The 15352-nt window shown below is 67.4% G+C and carries 8 protein-coding genes; all 8 read left to right on the forward strand.

Going from position 1 to position 15352, the window contains the following annotated elements; translation table 11 throughout:
- Window positions 1-3 precede the first annotated feature (3 nt).
- The gene (locus QCE69_RS25045; protein ID WP_309933564.1) at window positions 4-759 is read left to right on the forward strand and encodes an SDR family NAD(P)-dependent oxidoreductase; all 756 of its coding nucleotides are present in this window, start codon (window positions 4-6) and stop codon (window positions 757-759) included.
- A 16-nt stretch (window positions 760-775) separates the two neighbouring features.
- Window positions 776-1969 carry an acyl-CoA dehydrogenase family protein gene (locus QCE69_RS25050; RefSeq protein ID WP_309933566.1) on the forward strand — a complete coding sequence of 398 codons (1194 nt, stop codon included), beginning with the start codon at window positions 776-778 and terminating at the stop codon, window positions 1967-1969.
- The gene (locus QCE69_RS25055; protein ID WP_309924082.1) at window positions 1962-3029 is read left to right on the forward strand and encodes a phosphotransferase family protein; all 1068 of its coding nucleotides are present in this window, start codon (window positions 1962-1964) and stop codon (window positions 3027-3029) included. The genes QCE69_RS25050 and QCE69_RS25055 overlap by 8 nt, the downstream gene beginning before the upstream one ends.
- Before the next feature lie 63 nt (window positions 3030-3092).
- Complete coding sequence (bktB, locus tag QCE69_RS25060; RefSeq protein ID WP_309933568.1) at window positions 3093-4277, forward strand: beta-ketothiolase BktB; 1185 nt, start codon at window positions 3093-3095, stop codon at window positions 4275-4277.
- A gap of 77 nt (window positions 4278-4354) precedes the next feature.
- Window positions 4355-5380: a phosphotransferase gene (locus QCE69_RS25065; protein ID WP_309933571.1), complete on the forward strand. Its 1026-nt coding sequence runs from the start codon at window positions 4355-4357 to the stop codon at window positions 5378-5380.
- A 395-nt stretch (window positions 5381-5775) separates the two neighbouring features.
- Entirely contained in the window at window positions 5776-9327 is a 3552-nt protein-coding gene (gene recC / locus QCE69_RS25070) for an exodeoxyribonuclease V subunit gamma (protein WP_309933572.1), read from the forward strand.
- Complete coding sequence (gene recB / locus QCE69_RS25075) at window positions 9324-13130, forward strand: exodeoxyribonuclease V subunit beta (RefSeq protein ID WP_309933573.1); 3807 nt, start codon at window positions 9324-9326, stop codon at window positions 13128-13130. The genes recC and recB overlap by 4 nt, the downstream gene beginning before the upstream one ends.
- Complete coding sequence (gene recD, locus QCE69_RS25080) at window positions 13127-15277, forward strand: exodeoxyribonuclease V subunit alpha (RefSeq protein WP_309933576.1); 2151 nt, start codon at window positions 13127-13129, stop codon at window positions 15275-15277. Before recB ends, recD begins: the two co-directional genes overlap by 4 nt.
- Window positions 15278-15352: the final 75 nt, after the last annotated feature.

Raw genomic sequence — 15352 nt, forward strand, 5'->3', positions numbered from 1 at the left:
TTCATGCCCCCGAAGGAGACATTCGGCCTGCAAGGGAAGCGCGTTCTGATCACCGGTGCATCGAGCGGACTCGGCGCTCACTTCGCGTCGGTCTGCGCTGCGCACGGCGCCGAGGTGATTCTCGCCGGTCGGCGCGGCGGCGTCCTGACGGAGCGGGTCGAGCGCTTGAAGGAAGCAGGCGGCCACGCATCCTTCATCCAGATCGACGTCAACGATGCAACTTCACGCCAGCAGATGGCCGAGTCGATCGGCGCACTGGACGTGCTCGTGAACAACGCCGGCGTGGTCATCGACAAGCCCGCCATCGAGCAGAGCGAGGCCGATTGGGATACCGTTGTCGATACCAACCTGAAGGCGATGTTCTTCGTCGCCCAGGCGTTGATGCCCGCGCTGAAGGCCCGCGCGGGATCCGTCATCAACGTGGCGTCGATTCTCGGGCTCAGACAGGCGGGCAATGTGCTGCCGTATGCGGTGTCGAAGGCGGGCGTGGTTCAGTTGACTCAGTCGCTTGCGCTCGAATGGGCGCGCCATGGCATCCGGGTGAATGCGATCGCGCCCGGCTACATCGAGACGGAACTGAATCAGGCGTTCTGGCGCACACCCGCCGGCGAAGCATTGATCCGCCGCATTCCGCAACGCCGCCTCGGACAACTCGACGACCTCGACGGCCCTTTGCTCCTGCTTGCCTCCGATGCATCGCGCTACATGACCGGAGCCGTCATCGTCGCGGATGGCGGCCACTTGACCAGCAGTCTCTAACTCACTCCATCGACCCATGCTGACCGCTCCTCCCACTGCACGCAGCCGCGAGATCGCGGACCGCGTCGAAGCGTTCGTTCGTGAACGCGTGATTCCATATGAAGGCGATGGCCGCCTCGGTCCACATGGTCCTTCGGCGGAACTGGTCGCGGAGTTGCGGGCGCTCGCACGCGAGGCCGGCGTGCTGACGCCGCACATCCTGTCCGACGGCGCGCATCTGTCCCAACTCGAAACCGCCGCCGTGCTGAAGCGTTCGGGGCTATCGCCGCTCGGACCGGTGGCCGTCAACACGATGGCGCCCGATGAAGGCAACATGTACCTGCTCGGCAAAGTGGCCACGCCCGCGCAGAAGACGCGTTACCTCGACCCGCTCGTCGCGGGCGAAGCGCGCTCGGCGTTCTTCATGACGGAACCCGCCGAAGACGGCGGCGCGGGCTCGGACCCGGGCATGCTCAGGACCACGGCGCGGCGCGACGGCGACGCGTGGATCATCGACGGCGACAAGACCTTCATCACCGGTGCGGTCGGGGCGAAAGTGGGCATCGTCATGGCGCGCACCGACGATGGCGACAAGCCGCGCGCCACCATGTTCCTCGCGGCGCTGCCCGATCCGGGCATCGAGATCGTGCGGGTGCTGGATACGATCGACAGTTCGATGCCGGGCGGCCATGCGCGCGTGGCCATTCGCGGCTTGCGCGTGGCCTCGGACTCGGTGCTGGGCGAGGTGCACGGCGGCTTTGAATACGCGCAGATCCGTTTGTCGCCGGCGCGTCTGTCGCATTGCATGCGCTGGCTCGGACTCGCGGTGCGCGCGCAGGAGATCGCGGTGGACTATGCAAGCAAGCGCCACGCTTTCGGCAAGCGGCTGATCGATCACGAAGGCGTCGGCTTCATGCTGGCCGACAACGCCATCGACCTGCAACAGGCCGCGCTGATGATCGACTGGTGCGCGGGCGTGCTCGATCAGGGCGATCTCGGCACCACCGAAAGCTCGATGACCAAGGTCGCGGTATCGGACGCGCTGTTCAGGGTGGCGGACCGCTGCGTGCAGGTGATGGGCGGGTCGGGCGTTTCGCGCGATTCGATCGTGGAACAGTTGTTCCGCGAGGTCCGCGCGTTCCGCATCTACGACGGTCCGACCGAAGTGCACAAGTGGTCGCTGGCCAAGAAGATCAAGCGGGCCGCGCTGGGAGGAAGCTATCGTGTCTGACGCGGCGAATTTCGCAGGGACCGGGCCGGTGCGCGACGCGCATCGCTTCGATGAGGCAGCGCTCGGCCAATGGATGCAGGCGCACGTCGAAGGTTTCGCCGGACCGATGCGGGTCGAGCAGTTCAAGGGCGGGCAATCGAATCCGACGTATCAGCTGCGCACGCCCGAGCGCGAGTATGTGCTGCGCCGCAAGCCGCCGGGTCCGCTGCTGAAGGGCGCTCATGCGGTGGAGCGGGAAGCGCGCGTGATCGCGGCGGTCGGCGCGGCCGGCTTTCCCGTGCCGAAGGTGTTCGGCGTCTGCGAAGATCCGCAGGTGCTGGGCAGCGCGTTCTTCGTGATGGAGCGGGTGCGCGGCAGGATCTTCTGGGAATCGGGCTTTTCGAACGTGCCGCAGGCGGAACGGTTCCGTTACCTCGATGCAATGAACGCGACGCTCGCCGACCTGCACCGTCTCGACTATGCCGCGCTCGGTCTCGGCGACTACGGCAAGCCGGGGCGTTACGTGGCGCGGCAGGTGGAGCGCTGGTCGCGGCAGTATCTCAGCGACGAGGCCGCCGGTCGCAATGCGGACATGGATCACGTCATCGCGTGGCTCGAAGCGAATCTGCCCGCGCGCGATGAAACCGCGTTGACGCATGGCGATTTTCGCGTGGACAACCTGATCTTCGATGCCGTCGAACCGCGCGTCATTGCCGTACTCGACTGGGAACTCTCGACGCTTGGCGATCCGCTCGCCGACTTCGCCTATCACGCGATGATGTACCGCCTGCCGACCGATATCCTGGGCGGCATCGGCGGACTCGATTTCGCCCAACTCGGCCTGCCCGACGAAGCGGCCTACGTGCAGGCCTATTGCCGCCGCACCGGGCGCGAAGCCATCGCGGACTTCGACTACTACGTCGTCTTCAACATGTTCCGCTTTGCGGCGATCCTGCATGGCATCCGTGCGCGCGTCGCGCGGGGCACTGCGGTCAGCGAGGACGCGCGCGCCATGGGCGACCGGTTCGCGCGCGTGGCGCAGCTTGCCTGGCGCGAGGCGCAGCGCGCGGGCGGCCAATGAATCTTCCAGGCTGACGCCCCGTGAAGACGGGCCAGCAAACTCTTCTTTCGGATGGAGCTGAAATTGAGCAGAGATGTGGTGATTGTGAGCGGCGTGCGGACGGCCATCGGCGAATTCGGTGGCAGCCTGAAGGACTTATCCCCGACCGATCTCGGCGCGCGCGTCGTGCGCGAGGCGCTGTTGCGCGCGGACGTGGCGGGTGACGAGGTCGGCCATGTCGTGTTCGGCAATGTGGTGCACACCGAGCCGCGCGACATGTACCTCGCACGCGTGGCGGCGCTCAACGGCGGCGTCGCGCAGCATGCGCCCGCGCTGACCGTGAACCGTCTGTGCGGCTCCGGTCTGCAGGCGATCGTCTCGGCGGCGCAAGGCATCCTGCTCGGCGATGCCGACATCGCCATCGGCGGCGGCGCGGAGAGCATGAGCCGCGCGCCGTACTCGATGCCGGCCGCGCGCTTCGGCCAGCGCATGGGCGATGCGCGGCTCGTCGACATGATGGTCGGCGCGCTGAATGATCCGTTCCAGAGCATCCATATGGGCGTGACCGCCGAGAACGTCGCGCGCAAATACGAGATTTCGCGCGAGGCGCAGGATGCGCTGGCGCTCGAATCGCATCGCCGCGCGGCGCATGCCATCGCCAGCGGTTATTTCAAGGAGCAGATTCTGCCGGTGACGATTCCGTCGAAGAAGGGCGAGATCGTATTCGACACGGACGAACACGTGCGCCTCGACGCTTCACCCGCCGATTTCGCCAGACTCAAGCCCGTGTTCGCGAAGGAGAACGGCACGGTGACGGCCGGCAACGCATCGGGCATCAACGATGCCGCCGCCGCGGTCGTGCTGATGGAACGCAGTGTCGCGGAGAAGCGCGGCGTGCAGCCGCTGGCGCGACTGGTTGCCTATGCGCATGCGGGCGTCGATCCGGCCTACATGGGAATCGGGCCGGTGCCGGCGACGCGCAAGGTGCTCGAGCGCGCCGGGCTCACGGTGAACGATCTCGATGTGATCGAAGCGAACGAGGCGTTTGCGGCGCAGGCTTGCGCGGTGACGCGGGAACTCGGTCTCGATCCGGCGAAGGTCAATCCGAACGGTTCCGGCATCTCGCTCGGACATCCGATCGGCGCGACCGGTGCGCTGATTACCGTGAAGGCGCTGTACGAGCTGCAGCGCGTGGGCGGGCGGTATGCGCTCGTGACGATGTGCATCGGCGGTGGCCAGGGAATCGCGGCGGTGTTCGAGCGCATCTGAAAGTCGCGTTCCCCGATGGCTCGTTGAAAGCCAATGCCTGCACAATGCCCGATCAGTCCAGACCGGGGAGCGACTGCATGACAGATCTCGAGTTGCTATCGTCCGGGCCGCTCAGTGCGGCGTATTCGACGATAGACGGCGACGCGCTGGGCGGCTTCATTGCATCGGCCTATCCCTTCGATGCACCGTTCACCTGCCGCCTGCTGAGGCGAGGTTTCAACGATGTGTATCTGCTGCGCTTCGCCGATGGCCACAAGAAGATTGCCCGGCTGAGTTCGCGCCGGGCGAGAGGGGCGTCGAACGTCGCGTATGAAACCGCGCTGCTTCGGCACCTGAAGCAAGCCGGCGGCGATGTCGCGGCGCCGCTTGGCACGAATACGGGGGCGCTGAGCATCGAAGTCGAAGCGCTGGAAGGCCGGCGTTCGCTCGTCGTGTTCGAGTATCTGGAAGGTCAATTTCCCGGTGTCGACTTGCAGGACACGAAGGCGATGGCGGCCAGCCTTGCGACGCTGCATCGTCTGGCGGGAAATTATGACGGTCCGCCGAGTCAGTATGTGCTGGATCTCGGGCATCTCGTCATGCGGCCGTTGCAGCGGCTGCTGGATCACGAATCGACGGACGAGGCGCTTGCGGAACGTCTGCGAAAGATTGCTGCGGACCTGGTCGCGAAGATCGAGGCGGCGCGGCAACTGACCCGGGTGGTCTGCCACGGCGACTGTCATGGCGGCAACACGTTCATGACGAGCGCTCCGGATGGCCGGCGCATCGGCTCGTTCTTCGATTTCGACGACGGAGGCCCGGGTTATCTGGCCTATGACCTTGCGGTCTATCTCTGGGCCATGTTGCTGCACAGGGAGGAGGCGGCGCTCAGCGAAGAGCAGCAGGCACGATGGACGTGTTTCGTCGAGGGTTATCGCGCGGTATCGCCGGTGTCTCCGAATGATTACGCGGCGATTGCACGGTTTGTCTGCGCGCGGCATTTCTGGTTCCTGGGCGAGTATGCAAGCCGCAGCAACGAATGGGGCTCGACGGCGCTCCCGCTGGAATGGCTGCAGAAACAGGCCGGCAAGCTGGAGGCGTGGAGCAGGATGGAGACGCCGTGACGCGGTGCATTCGAATTCCCCCTGGCTCCTCGATCATGCGGACCAACCGTCAACCCGTTCGACCAGTACGTCCGCACCTCTCCATCGGTACCAGCGCCGCCGCAAACAACGCTTCGGCGCGTTCATATTCCTGAGGACTGGCGCACGCGAACGCCATCCCGGGTTTGCCGCGAATGTGGCGCGCATCTTCCAGACAGACCACTGTTCCGCGCTTCGGACACGAAATGTCCGACCTGGCCCTCACACTGGGTACCGAGGTCTCGCGCAAGGCCCCGCACGCGAATCGAAGCCTCCGCACATTCGCTAAAATTGATCCCCGCCGACAGCTCGACACATCGACAGCTCCACAGCCGATGCCGTCCGCCTGCTACCGCCGCACTCAATACGGAGTCTGCTTGAACCCGAATTCCCTGTTTCCCGGACTGATGCTCGTCCATGGCAACCGTTCCGAGCGTCTGCGCGACTTGCTGGTCGAGTGGATGAAGCGCTATCCGCTCGCGCCGCTCGAAAACGAAACCATCCTCGTGCAAAGCAACGGGATCGCACAGTGGCTCAAGCTCGCGCTCGCCGCGCCCGCGCGTGCCGCGACCGGCGAGGGCGGCTGCGGGATTGCGGCGGCGCTCGACATCGTGCTGCCGTCGCGTTTCATCTGGAAGGCGTACCGCGCGGTGCTGGGCGCGGAGCAGGTCGCGGAAGTGTCGCCGTTCGACCGCACGCGCCTCGCGTGGCGCCTGATCCGCGTGGTGCCGGCGCTCGCCGGCCAGCCGGGGTTCGAGCCGCTCAGGCGCTTCATCAGCGAGGACGACGATCTCCGCAAGCGCTATCAGCTCGCCATGCGTCTCGCGGATCTGTTCGAGCAGTATCAGATGTATCGCGCCGACTGGCTCGCGGCGTGGGCACGAGGCGAGGACGTGGCGATCAGCGCGCGCGGCGAACCCGAACCGCTGCCCGACGAGCAGCGCTGGCAAGCCGCGCTGTGGCGCGCGTTGCTGGACGACGTGGCGCAGTCGCCGGGCGCCGAAAGCAGCGATATTTCATCGACGGGCGGGCGCGCCGCCGTCCACGAAGCGTTCATGGCCGCCGCCGCCAGCTTGCCTCACGACACGCGCCCCGCAGGCTTGCCGCGCCGTATCGTCGTGTTCGGGATTTCGAGCCTGCCGCGCCAGTCGCTGGAGGCGCTCGCGGCGCTGTCGCGCTGGAGCCAGGTGCTGTTGTGCGTGCCGAATCCCTGCGCGCACTACTGGGCCGACATCGTTCCCGACAAGGACCTGCTGCGCGCCGAACACTCGCGCCAGGCGCGGCGTGCCGGCGCGCCCGCCGAACTGAACGCGGACCAACTGCATCTGCATGCGCATCCGCTGCTCGCGTCCTGGGGCAAGCAGGGTCGCGACTTCATCGGCCTGCTCGACGAGTTCGACAGCGCCGAAGCCCGCGAGAGCTATCGCGCGCAATTCACGAACATCGGCGAGCGGATCGACCTGTTCGAGGAACGCGAAGCCGAAACGATGCTCGAGCAGTTGCAGGACGACATCCGCGACCTGCGTCCGCTCAACGAAACGCGCGAGACCTGGCCGCCCGTCGATCCGGATATCGATGATTCGATCCGCTTTCACATCGCCCATGGCGCGCAGCGCGAGGTGGAGATCCTGCACGACCAGTTGCTCGCCGCCTTCAACGCCGATGAAACCCTGCGCCCGCGCGACATCATCGTGATGGTGCCGGACATCGAGAGCTATGCGCCGCATATACAGGCCGTGTTCGGTCTGCTGGAACGCGGCGACCCGCGCCATATTCCGTTCACGGTCGCCGACCGCGGCCAGCGTGCGGCCGATCCGTTGATCGGCGCGCTGGAAACGCTGCTCGATCTGCCGCGTTCGCGCTTCACGGTCAGCGACCTGCTCGATCTGCTCGATGTTCCCGCGCTGCGCCGCCGCTTCGGCATCACGACCGCCGACCTGCCGCGCTTGCGCGCCTGGGTGCGCGGCGCCAACGTCCGTTGGGGGCTGCACGCGCAGCAGCGCGCGAGTCTCGGCTTGCCGAAGGAAGCGGAAGCCGACGCGCTGCATACCTGGGCGTTCGGCCTGCGGCGGATGCTGCTCGGCTACGCCGTCGGCAGCGATGCGGCGGCGTGGCAGGGCATCGAGCCGTTCGGCGAAGTCGGCGGCCTGGATGCCGCGTTGCTCGGCCCGCTCGCGCGCCTGCTCGACGCGCTCGATCACGCATGGACCACGCTCGGCACGCCGGCGACGCCCGCCGAGTGGGCCGTGCGTTTGCGCGGCCTGCGCGAGACCTTCTTCTTCTCGGACGACGCCGAGGACGCCTACACCTTCGCGCGTCTCGACAGCGTGCTGCAAGGCTGGCTCGACGCCTGCACGGAGGCGCAGCTGGAAGACGCGCTGCCGCTGTCGGTGGTCGCGGATCACTGGCTGTCGCAGCTCGACCAGAACGAACTGTCGCAGCGCTTCTTCGGTGGCGCGGTCACGTTCGCGACGCTCATGCCGATGCGCGCAATCCCGTTCCGCCGCGTCTGCCTGCTCGGCATGAACGACGGCGACTATCCGCGCACCCGCGTGCCGATGGACTTCGACCTGATGCGCGGCCACTATCGTCCGGGCGATCGTTCGCGGCGCGAGGACGATCGCTACCTGCTGCTGGAAGCGGTGCTGTCGGCGCGGGATCATCTGCATGTGTCGTGGGTCGGACGCAGCATCAACGACAACACCGAGCGGCCGCCGTCGGTGCTGATCGGGCAGTTGCGGGATCACCTGGCGCAGGGCTGGACGTCCATCGACGAATCCAACCTGCTCGAAGCCATCACCGTGGAGCATCGCTTGCAGCCGTTCAGCGCGGCCTACTTCCGTGACGAGGACGCGCGTCTCTTCACCTACGCCGGCGACTGGCGCAAGACGCCTGCCGCCGACGCCCATTCAGCCGATGACGCGCCGCTCGACCTGCCCGAGCGCGAAGAGCCGCTGTCGCTGCGCGAGCTGTCCGAGTTCGCCAAGGATCCGGTGAAGACTTTCTTCCGGCAGCGCCTGCGCGTGTCGCTCGACGACGAAGAAGCCGCCAGCGCCGACGAGGAGCCGTTCGAACTCGATCATCTCGCGCAATGGTCCTTGCAGAACGAGCTGATCCAGGCGCAGGCCGCCGGTCCGCTCACCGACGAAGCGCTCGCCGAGACCCGCGATAAGGTCATGGCGGCCATCCGCAGACGGGGCGATCTGGCGAGCGGCGGTTTCGGCGACCACGTGAGCGGCAAGCTGCTCGAACCAATGGACGCGCTCTTCGAAGCCTGGCGCGCGCAGCTCGAACGCTGGCCGGTCGTGATCGAGCGTGATCGCGAGGTGCGCTTCGAAACGGCGGGCGTCGCACGGAACACGCTCGAACTGGCCGACTGGCTCGGCCACTGGCGCACCGACGAAACAGGCCGCGTCGCGCGTCTGCTGCTGTCGAGCAGCGCGCTCGTCGATGACAAGCGCCAGTATCGCTACGCGAAGCTGCTCGGACAGTGGGTCGAGCATCTGGCCGCGAATCTGGACAGCGCCGTGACGACGGTGGTGGTGAGCAAGAAGGGCTCGGTCGAGATGGCGCCGGTCGCGCAGGAGGACGCGCGCACGCATCTGGGCGATCTGATGCGGCTGTGGGAAGAGGGCATGACCCGGCCCTTGCCGTTCGCGCTGGACACGGCGCTCAAGTGGCTGTTCGAAAGCAGCAAGGGCGAGGCGGCGGCGCACGGCAAGGCGCGCTCCACCTACGAAGGCAGTCCGCCGTTCAGGTTCGGCGAAGTGGAGCAGAGCGCGTCGCTGCGGCGCGCCTATCCCGACTACGACGCGCTCGTCGCGACTGGCGAGTTCATGGCGTATGCGAAGCGCATGCTCGAACCGATGCTCGCCGCGCTCGCCAGCAACCCCGCCGCCACTGATAGCGCCGCAGGAGCCGAAGCATGACCGTGTCATCCGAACTGTCCCAGTTGCCGCAACCGCTCGAACCACTGCGCTTTCCGTTGACGGGGCGCAGTCTTATCGAGGCGAGCGCCGGCACGGGCAAGACCTTTACCATCGCGATGCTTTATGTGCGGCTCGTGCTCGGCCACGATCCGGAAGCCACGCACGGAGACGCGCCGGCGCGTCCGCTCACGCCGCCGGAGATTCTCGTCGTCACCTTCACGGATGCCGCCACGAAGGAACTGCGCGATCGTATTCGCGCGCGGCTGACCGAAGCGGCGCGCTACTTCCAGGATGAGCCGGACGCCGTCGCCGACGATCTGCTGCACGAACTGCGCGAGCAATACGATCCGGCGCTGTGGTCCGCGTGCGCGCGCCGTCTCGCGCTCGCTGCCGAATGGATGGACGAGGCCGCGGTGTCGACCATTCACGGCTGGTGCAATCGCATGCTGCGCGAGCATGCGTTCGACAGCGACAGCCTGTTCGAACAGACGCTCGAAACGGATCAGAGCGACCTGCTTGCGGAAGTGGTGCGCGATTACTGGCGCACCTTCATGGCGCCGCTCAATGCCGACGACGCAGCCGCCGTCACGACCTGGGCAGCGGGACCCGAGGCGCTGCAAAAGGCGCTGCGCAACCTGCTCGATGTGAGCGCGCTGCTGCCCGACGCGAAGACGCCCGCCGAGGAACTCGCCGCGCGTCCGCAACTGCTGGCGGCGCTGAAGGAGCCGTGGAAAACGTGGCCCGCGGAGATGTCGGACCTGCTCGACCAGGCGCACAAGGAAGGACGCTACGACAAGAAGAAGTACGCACCGGCCACCTGCCGCAAATGGTTCCAGGCGCTGACCGACTGGGCGAACGATCCCGAACTGCACGAGCCGAAGCTGACGAAAACGGCCATCAGCCGGCTGTCGCCTGCCGAACTCGAGGAGCACTGCGCGCCCGGCGCAACGCCGCTCGCGCACGAAGCGTTCGACGCGCTCGCGACGCTCATGCCCAGGCTCGATGCGATCAAGGCATGCCGCGGCACGATCCTCGCGCATGCGGCGCGCTGGGTGGCGCAGCGCTTCGGCGACGAGCAGGCGAGCCGCGCGCAGATGGGCTTCGACGATCTGCTCGAACGGCTCGACGCGGCGTTGCAGGGGCCGAACGGCGCGCGCCTCGCGGAAGTCATCCGCCGGCAGTTTCCGGTCGCGCTGATCGACGAGTTCCAGGACACGGATCCGGTGCAGTACCGCATTTTCGACGCGGTCTATCGCATGGAAGATGCCGACGGCGACGAACACCGCGCGGCGCTCATCATGATCGGCGACCCGAAGCAGGCCATCTACGCGTTTCGCGGCGCCGACATCTTCACCTACCTGGCGGCGCGGCGCTCCTGCGGCACGCGGCTGTTTACGCTGGCGAAGAACTTCCGCTCGACGCACGCGATGGTCGCCGCGGTGAACCATTGCTTCAACCTGGCGGAAACGCGCGAGGACGGCACGGGCGCGTTCCTGTTCCGGCGCGGCGGAACGAACCCGGTGCCGTTCGTGAGCGTGGACGCGCAGGGCCGCAAGGACCGCTTCGTCGTGGAAGGCGAGACGCCGCGCGCGCTGACGCTGTGGTCGCTCGCACCCGGCAGCGTCGAGGCCGCCGATGAACCGCTCGCCAAGGGCGCCTACCTAGAGCGCATGGCGGCGGCGTGCGCCACCGACATGGTGCGGCTGCTCGAACTCGGCCGGCGCGGCGCGGCGGGCTTCGAAGGCGCAGCGGGACAGCGCGCGCTGCGTCCCGCCGACATGGCCGTGCTCGTCAACAATCGCGATGAAGCGCGCAAGATCCGCGCGGAACTGGGCGCGCGCGGCGTGCGCTCGGTGTATCTGTCCGACAAGGACTCGGTGTACGCGAGCGAACAGGCGGGCGAGGTGGCGCACTGGCTGGCGGCGTGCGCCGAACCGGAAGATGGCCGGCTCGTGCGCAATGCGCTCGCCACCACGACGCTCGGCCTGTCGTACGCCGATCTCGATGCCCTGTTCCGCGACGAAGCGCGCTGGGAAGCGTGCATGCTGCAATTCCGCGGCTATCGCGAATACTGGCGCACGAAGGGCATCCTGCCGATGCTGCGCACGTTCCTGAACGACTTCCACGTGCCGGCGCGGCTGCTCGGACTCGATGCAAACGCCCCGCGCCCGGACGCCGACGGCGAGCGCGTGCTCACCGACCTGCTGCATCTGGCGGAACTGTTGCAGCATGCCAGCGTGCTGATCGAAGGCGAGCAGGGTTTGATCCGGCATCTGCACGAAGAACGCGAAGCCGCCGGCGACGGCGCGGGCGGCGATGCGCGCCAGATCCGTCTGGAAAGCGACGGCGATCTGGTCAAGGTGGTGACCATTCACAAGTCGAAGGGGCTGGAATATCCGCTCGTGTTCCTGCCGTTCATCTGCGCCTACCGTCAGGTCGATGCCGGCGACACCCTGATCAAATGGCACGATGACGATGGCGCGCTGCACGTCGCCGTCGACGGTGCGGGCGAGATGCTCGGGCGCGCCGACGACGAACGCCTCGGCGAAGACCTGCGCAAGCTCTATGTCGCGTTGACGCGGGCGCGTTACGCGACGTGGCTCGGCATCGGGCCGCTCAAGGCGCTGGAGCGCAGCGCGATCGGCTATTTGCTGAACGGGCGCCATGCGCTCGGGCCGGCGCGTCTCGGCGCGGCGTTGCAGGAAGGCTTCGCGGCGTCGGACGACGTGGCGCTGCTGCCCGCGCCCGAGGTCGGCCTCGAACGGTTCCAGGCGGATGGAACGGAGCAGCAGCGCGGTGCGGCGCGCGTCTCGGCGCGCGTGGTGCGCGAAGCATGGTGGATCGCCAGCTATTCGAGCCTGAAGACGGTAGGCGGCGTGCATGCGGTCGAGCCGGAAACGCGCCGTCAGGACGTGTTCAACGAGATCCGCGACGCGCAAAGCGATGGCGAGGACGCAGCGAGCGGCGCAGAGGACACCGCGCCGGACGCCGCCGCGCCGCGCATGCCGGCGCCGTCCAGCGACACCGCCGCTGCCTTGCACGACTTCCCGCGCGGCTCGCAGCAGGGCAGCTTCCTGCATGACCTGCTCGAATGGGCCGCTGAACGGGGCTTCGCGCAGACCGCGAACGACCCGGACGAACTGCGCGAAGTCATCGCCCGGCGTTGCAGCGTGCGCGGCTGGGAGCGCTGGATCCATCCACTCAATGCATGGATGCAGCAGATCATCACGACGCCTTTCGTATTGAAGCCGGACTACGGCATGCGGCCGGCGTCGTTCACGCTGGCCGGCCTGAAGACGGCGATCGGCGAAATGGAGTTCTGGTTCGCGGCCGAGCGTGTCGACACCCTCGAACTGGACCGGCTCGTGTGCGCGCTTACCTTTGGCGGCGCCGAGCGTCCCGCGCTCGAACAGACCCAGCTCAACGGCATGCTGAAGGGCTTCATGGATCTCGTGTTCGAGGACGACGGACGCTATTACGTGGCGGACTACAAGTCGAACTGGCTCGGCGCGGATGACGCTCAATACACCGTCGAGCGGATCCGCGCGCAGATGCTGCGCTCGCGCTACGACCTGCAAATGGTGCTGTATCTGCTCGCGCTGCATCGCCTGCTGAAGGCGCGCCTGCCGGACTACGACTACGACGTGCACATGGGCGGCGCGGTCTACCTGTTCGTGCGCGGCCTGAATGCGCCGTCGCAGGGCGTGTGCGCGGAGCGTCCGCCACGCGAGCTGATCGAACGGCTCGATGCCTTGTTCATGGGCGAGCAACACGCCCTTGCCGCCGGACTGGAGACACAATGAGCACGCAGTTTTTTGCGGCTGCGGCCGCCGTTCCTTTCGATGCACGCCGCGCGCTCGACAGCGCCCATGACGCGATCCAGCTGCTCACGCAATGGGTGCAGCGCGGCTGGCTGCGTGAAGTCGATGCCGCCTTCGCCCAGTTTCTCGCCCGCGAGGCCGACGACGCCTCCGGCCTGCTGATCCTGGCGGCGGCGTTCGCGAGCCATCAGCTCGGGCGCGGGCATGCATGTCTCGACTTGTCCGCGACGCTCTCCGATCCCACTTTCGCCTTGTCCCTGCCGCCGGATGGCGCACCTGCCCGCGGCCACTCCGGCGCTGAGGACGACGACGCGCATCTGCTGCCGTCCAGCGTGCTCAAGGGCGTGACGCTCGAACGCTGGCAGACGGCGCTGGCTCATCCCGCCTTGCTGAGCGACGGGCCGGGCGGCACGCCGCTCGTGCTCTCGGACGAGCGGCTGTATCTGCGTCGCTACTGGCGTTACGAACAGGACGTGTGCAGGGCGATCCATGACCGCATCACGGCTGACGACACGGTGCAGGACACATACGACATGCATGCGCTGCGGCATGCGCTCGATGCGTTGTTTCCCGCCGTTCCCACGGCATCCGGCGACGAAGCCGAAGCCGACTGGCAGAAGCTGGCCTGCGCGCTGGCCGCGAAGAGCGCGTTCGCCATCGTGACGGGCGGGCCGGGCACCGGCAAGACGACGACCGTCGTCAAGCTGCTGGCGCTGTTGCAGGCCCAGGCGCTCTCGCGCGCCGACTCGCCGCGCGCGTTGCGTATCCGCCTCGCCGCGCCGACCGGCAAGGCGGCGGCGCGGCTGAACGAGTCGATTGCGGGCGCGGTGGCGAAACTGCCGCTCAGCGCCTTTCCCCAAGGCGAAGCGATCCGCGCGGCAATTCCCGTCGACGTGACCACGCTGCACCGGCTGCTCGGCACGGTGCCGGACTCGCGGCGCTTTCGCCATCACGCGGGCCGTCCGCTGTCGCTCGACGTGCTGGTGATCGACGAAGCATCGATGGTCGATCTGGAGATGATGAACGCGGTGCTCGCCGCGTTGCCGCGCGGCGCGCGCATCGTGCTGCTGGGCGACAAGGATCAGCTCGCGTCGGTCGAGGCGGGCGCGGTGCTGGGCGAGTTGTGCAGCCGGGCCGCGCGCGCGCATTACACGCCGGCCACGCAGGCCTGGCTCGAAGCGGCAAGCGGCGAGCGCGTTGCCGCGCATTACATCGATCCGGCGGGCGGCGCGCTGGATCAGGGCATCGCGATGCTGCGCAAGAGCCACCGCTTTTCGTCGACGAGCGGGATCGGCAAGCTCGCGCATGCGGTCAACGAAGGCAAGGGCGGTGAGCTTGCCAGGATTCTCGCGAAGGGCCATGACGACATCGCGTACGTGGACTGTCCCGAGCGCGGCGATGCCGTGCTGAAGGCGCTGGCTGTGGAAGGCGCGGTGGCCGCGACGGGCGTGACCGGCGACCTCTTTGCCGAGACGCCCGTGCGCCACGGCTATCGGCACTATCTGAAGACGATGCACGACCGCAAGCCCGCGTCCAACGCCGATGACCACGCCTTTGACGCCTGGGCGCATGCCGTACTGCGCGCGCATGGCGAGTTCCAGTTGCTGAGCGCGCTGCGGCGCGGGCCGTGGGGTGTCGAGGGCTTGAACCGGCGCATTACGCGGTTGTTGCAGGACGAGCAACTGATTCACGCGGGCGCCGAGTGGTATGCGGGACGGCCGGTGCTCGTCACCCGCAACGACTACGAACTGGGGCTCATGAACGGCGACATCGGCATTACGCTCGCGCGGCCGGACCGCGACGGCAAGCCGATGCTGCGCGTCGCGTTCGCGGCCGGCGATGGCTCGTCGCGCATCCATTGGGTGCTGCCGAGCCGTTTGCAGGCCGTCGAGACGGTGTTCGCGCTCACGGTGCACAAGTCGCAGGGCTCCGAGTTCACACACGCGGCGCTGGTGCTGCCCGAGCGGATCAGCCCGGTGCTCACGCGCGAACTCGTCTATACCGGCATTACGCGCGCGCGCAGGTTCCTGACGATTGCGAGCGCGGGCGGCATGGCGCTGGTCGAGCAGGCAGTGCGGGCGAGCGTGCAGCGCGCGAGCGGCTTGTCCGCGGCGTTTGACGCGCGGTAATTCCCTCACGCATTCAAGAAGCGGTTCACGCTGCCGTAAAACACGGGCCTCGTTTTGCGAGGCCCGTGTCTTTTG

This window comes from Caballeronia sp. LZ032 (genome assembly GCF_031451315.1).
Taxonomy (GTDB): Bacteria; Pseudomonadota; Gammaproteobacteria; order Burkholderiales; family Burkholderiaceae; genus Caballeronia.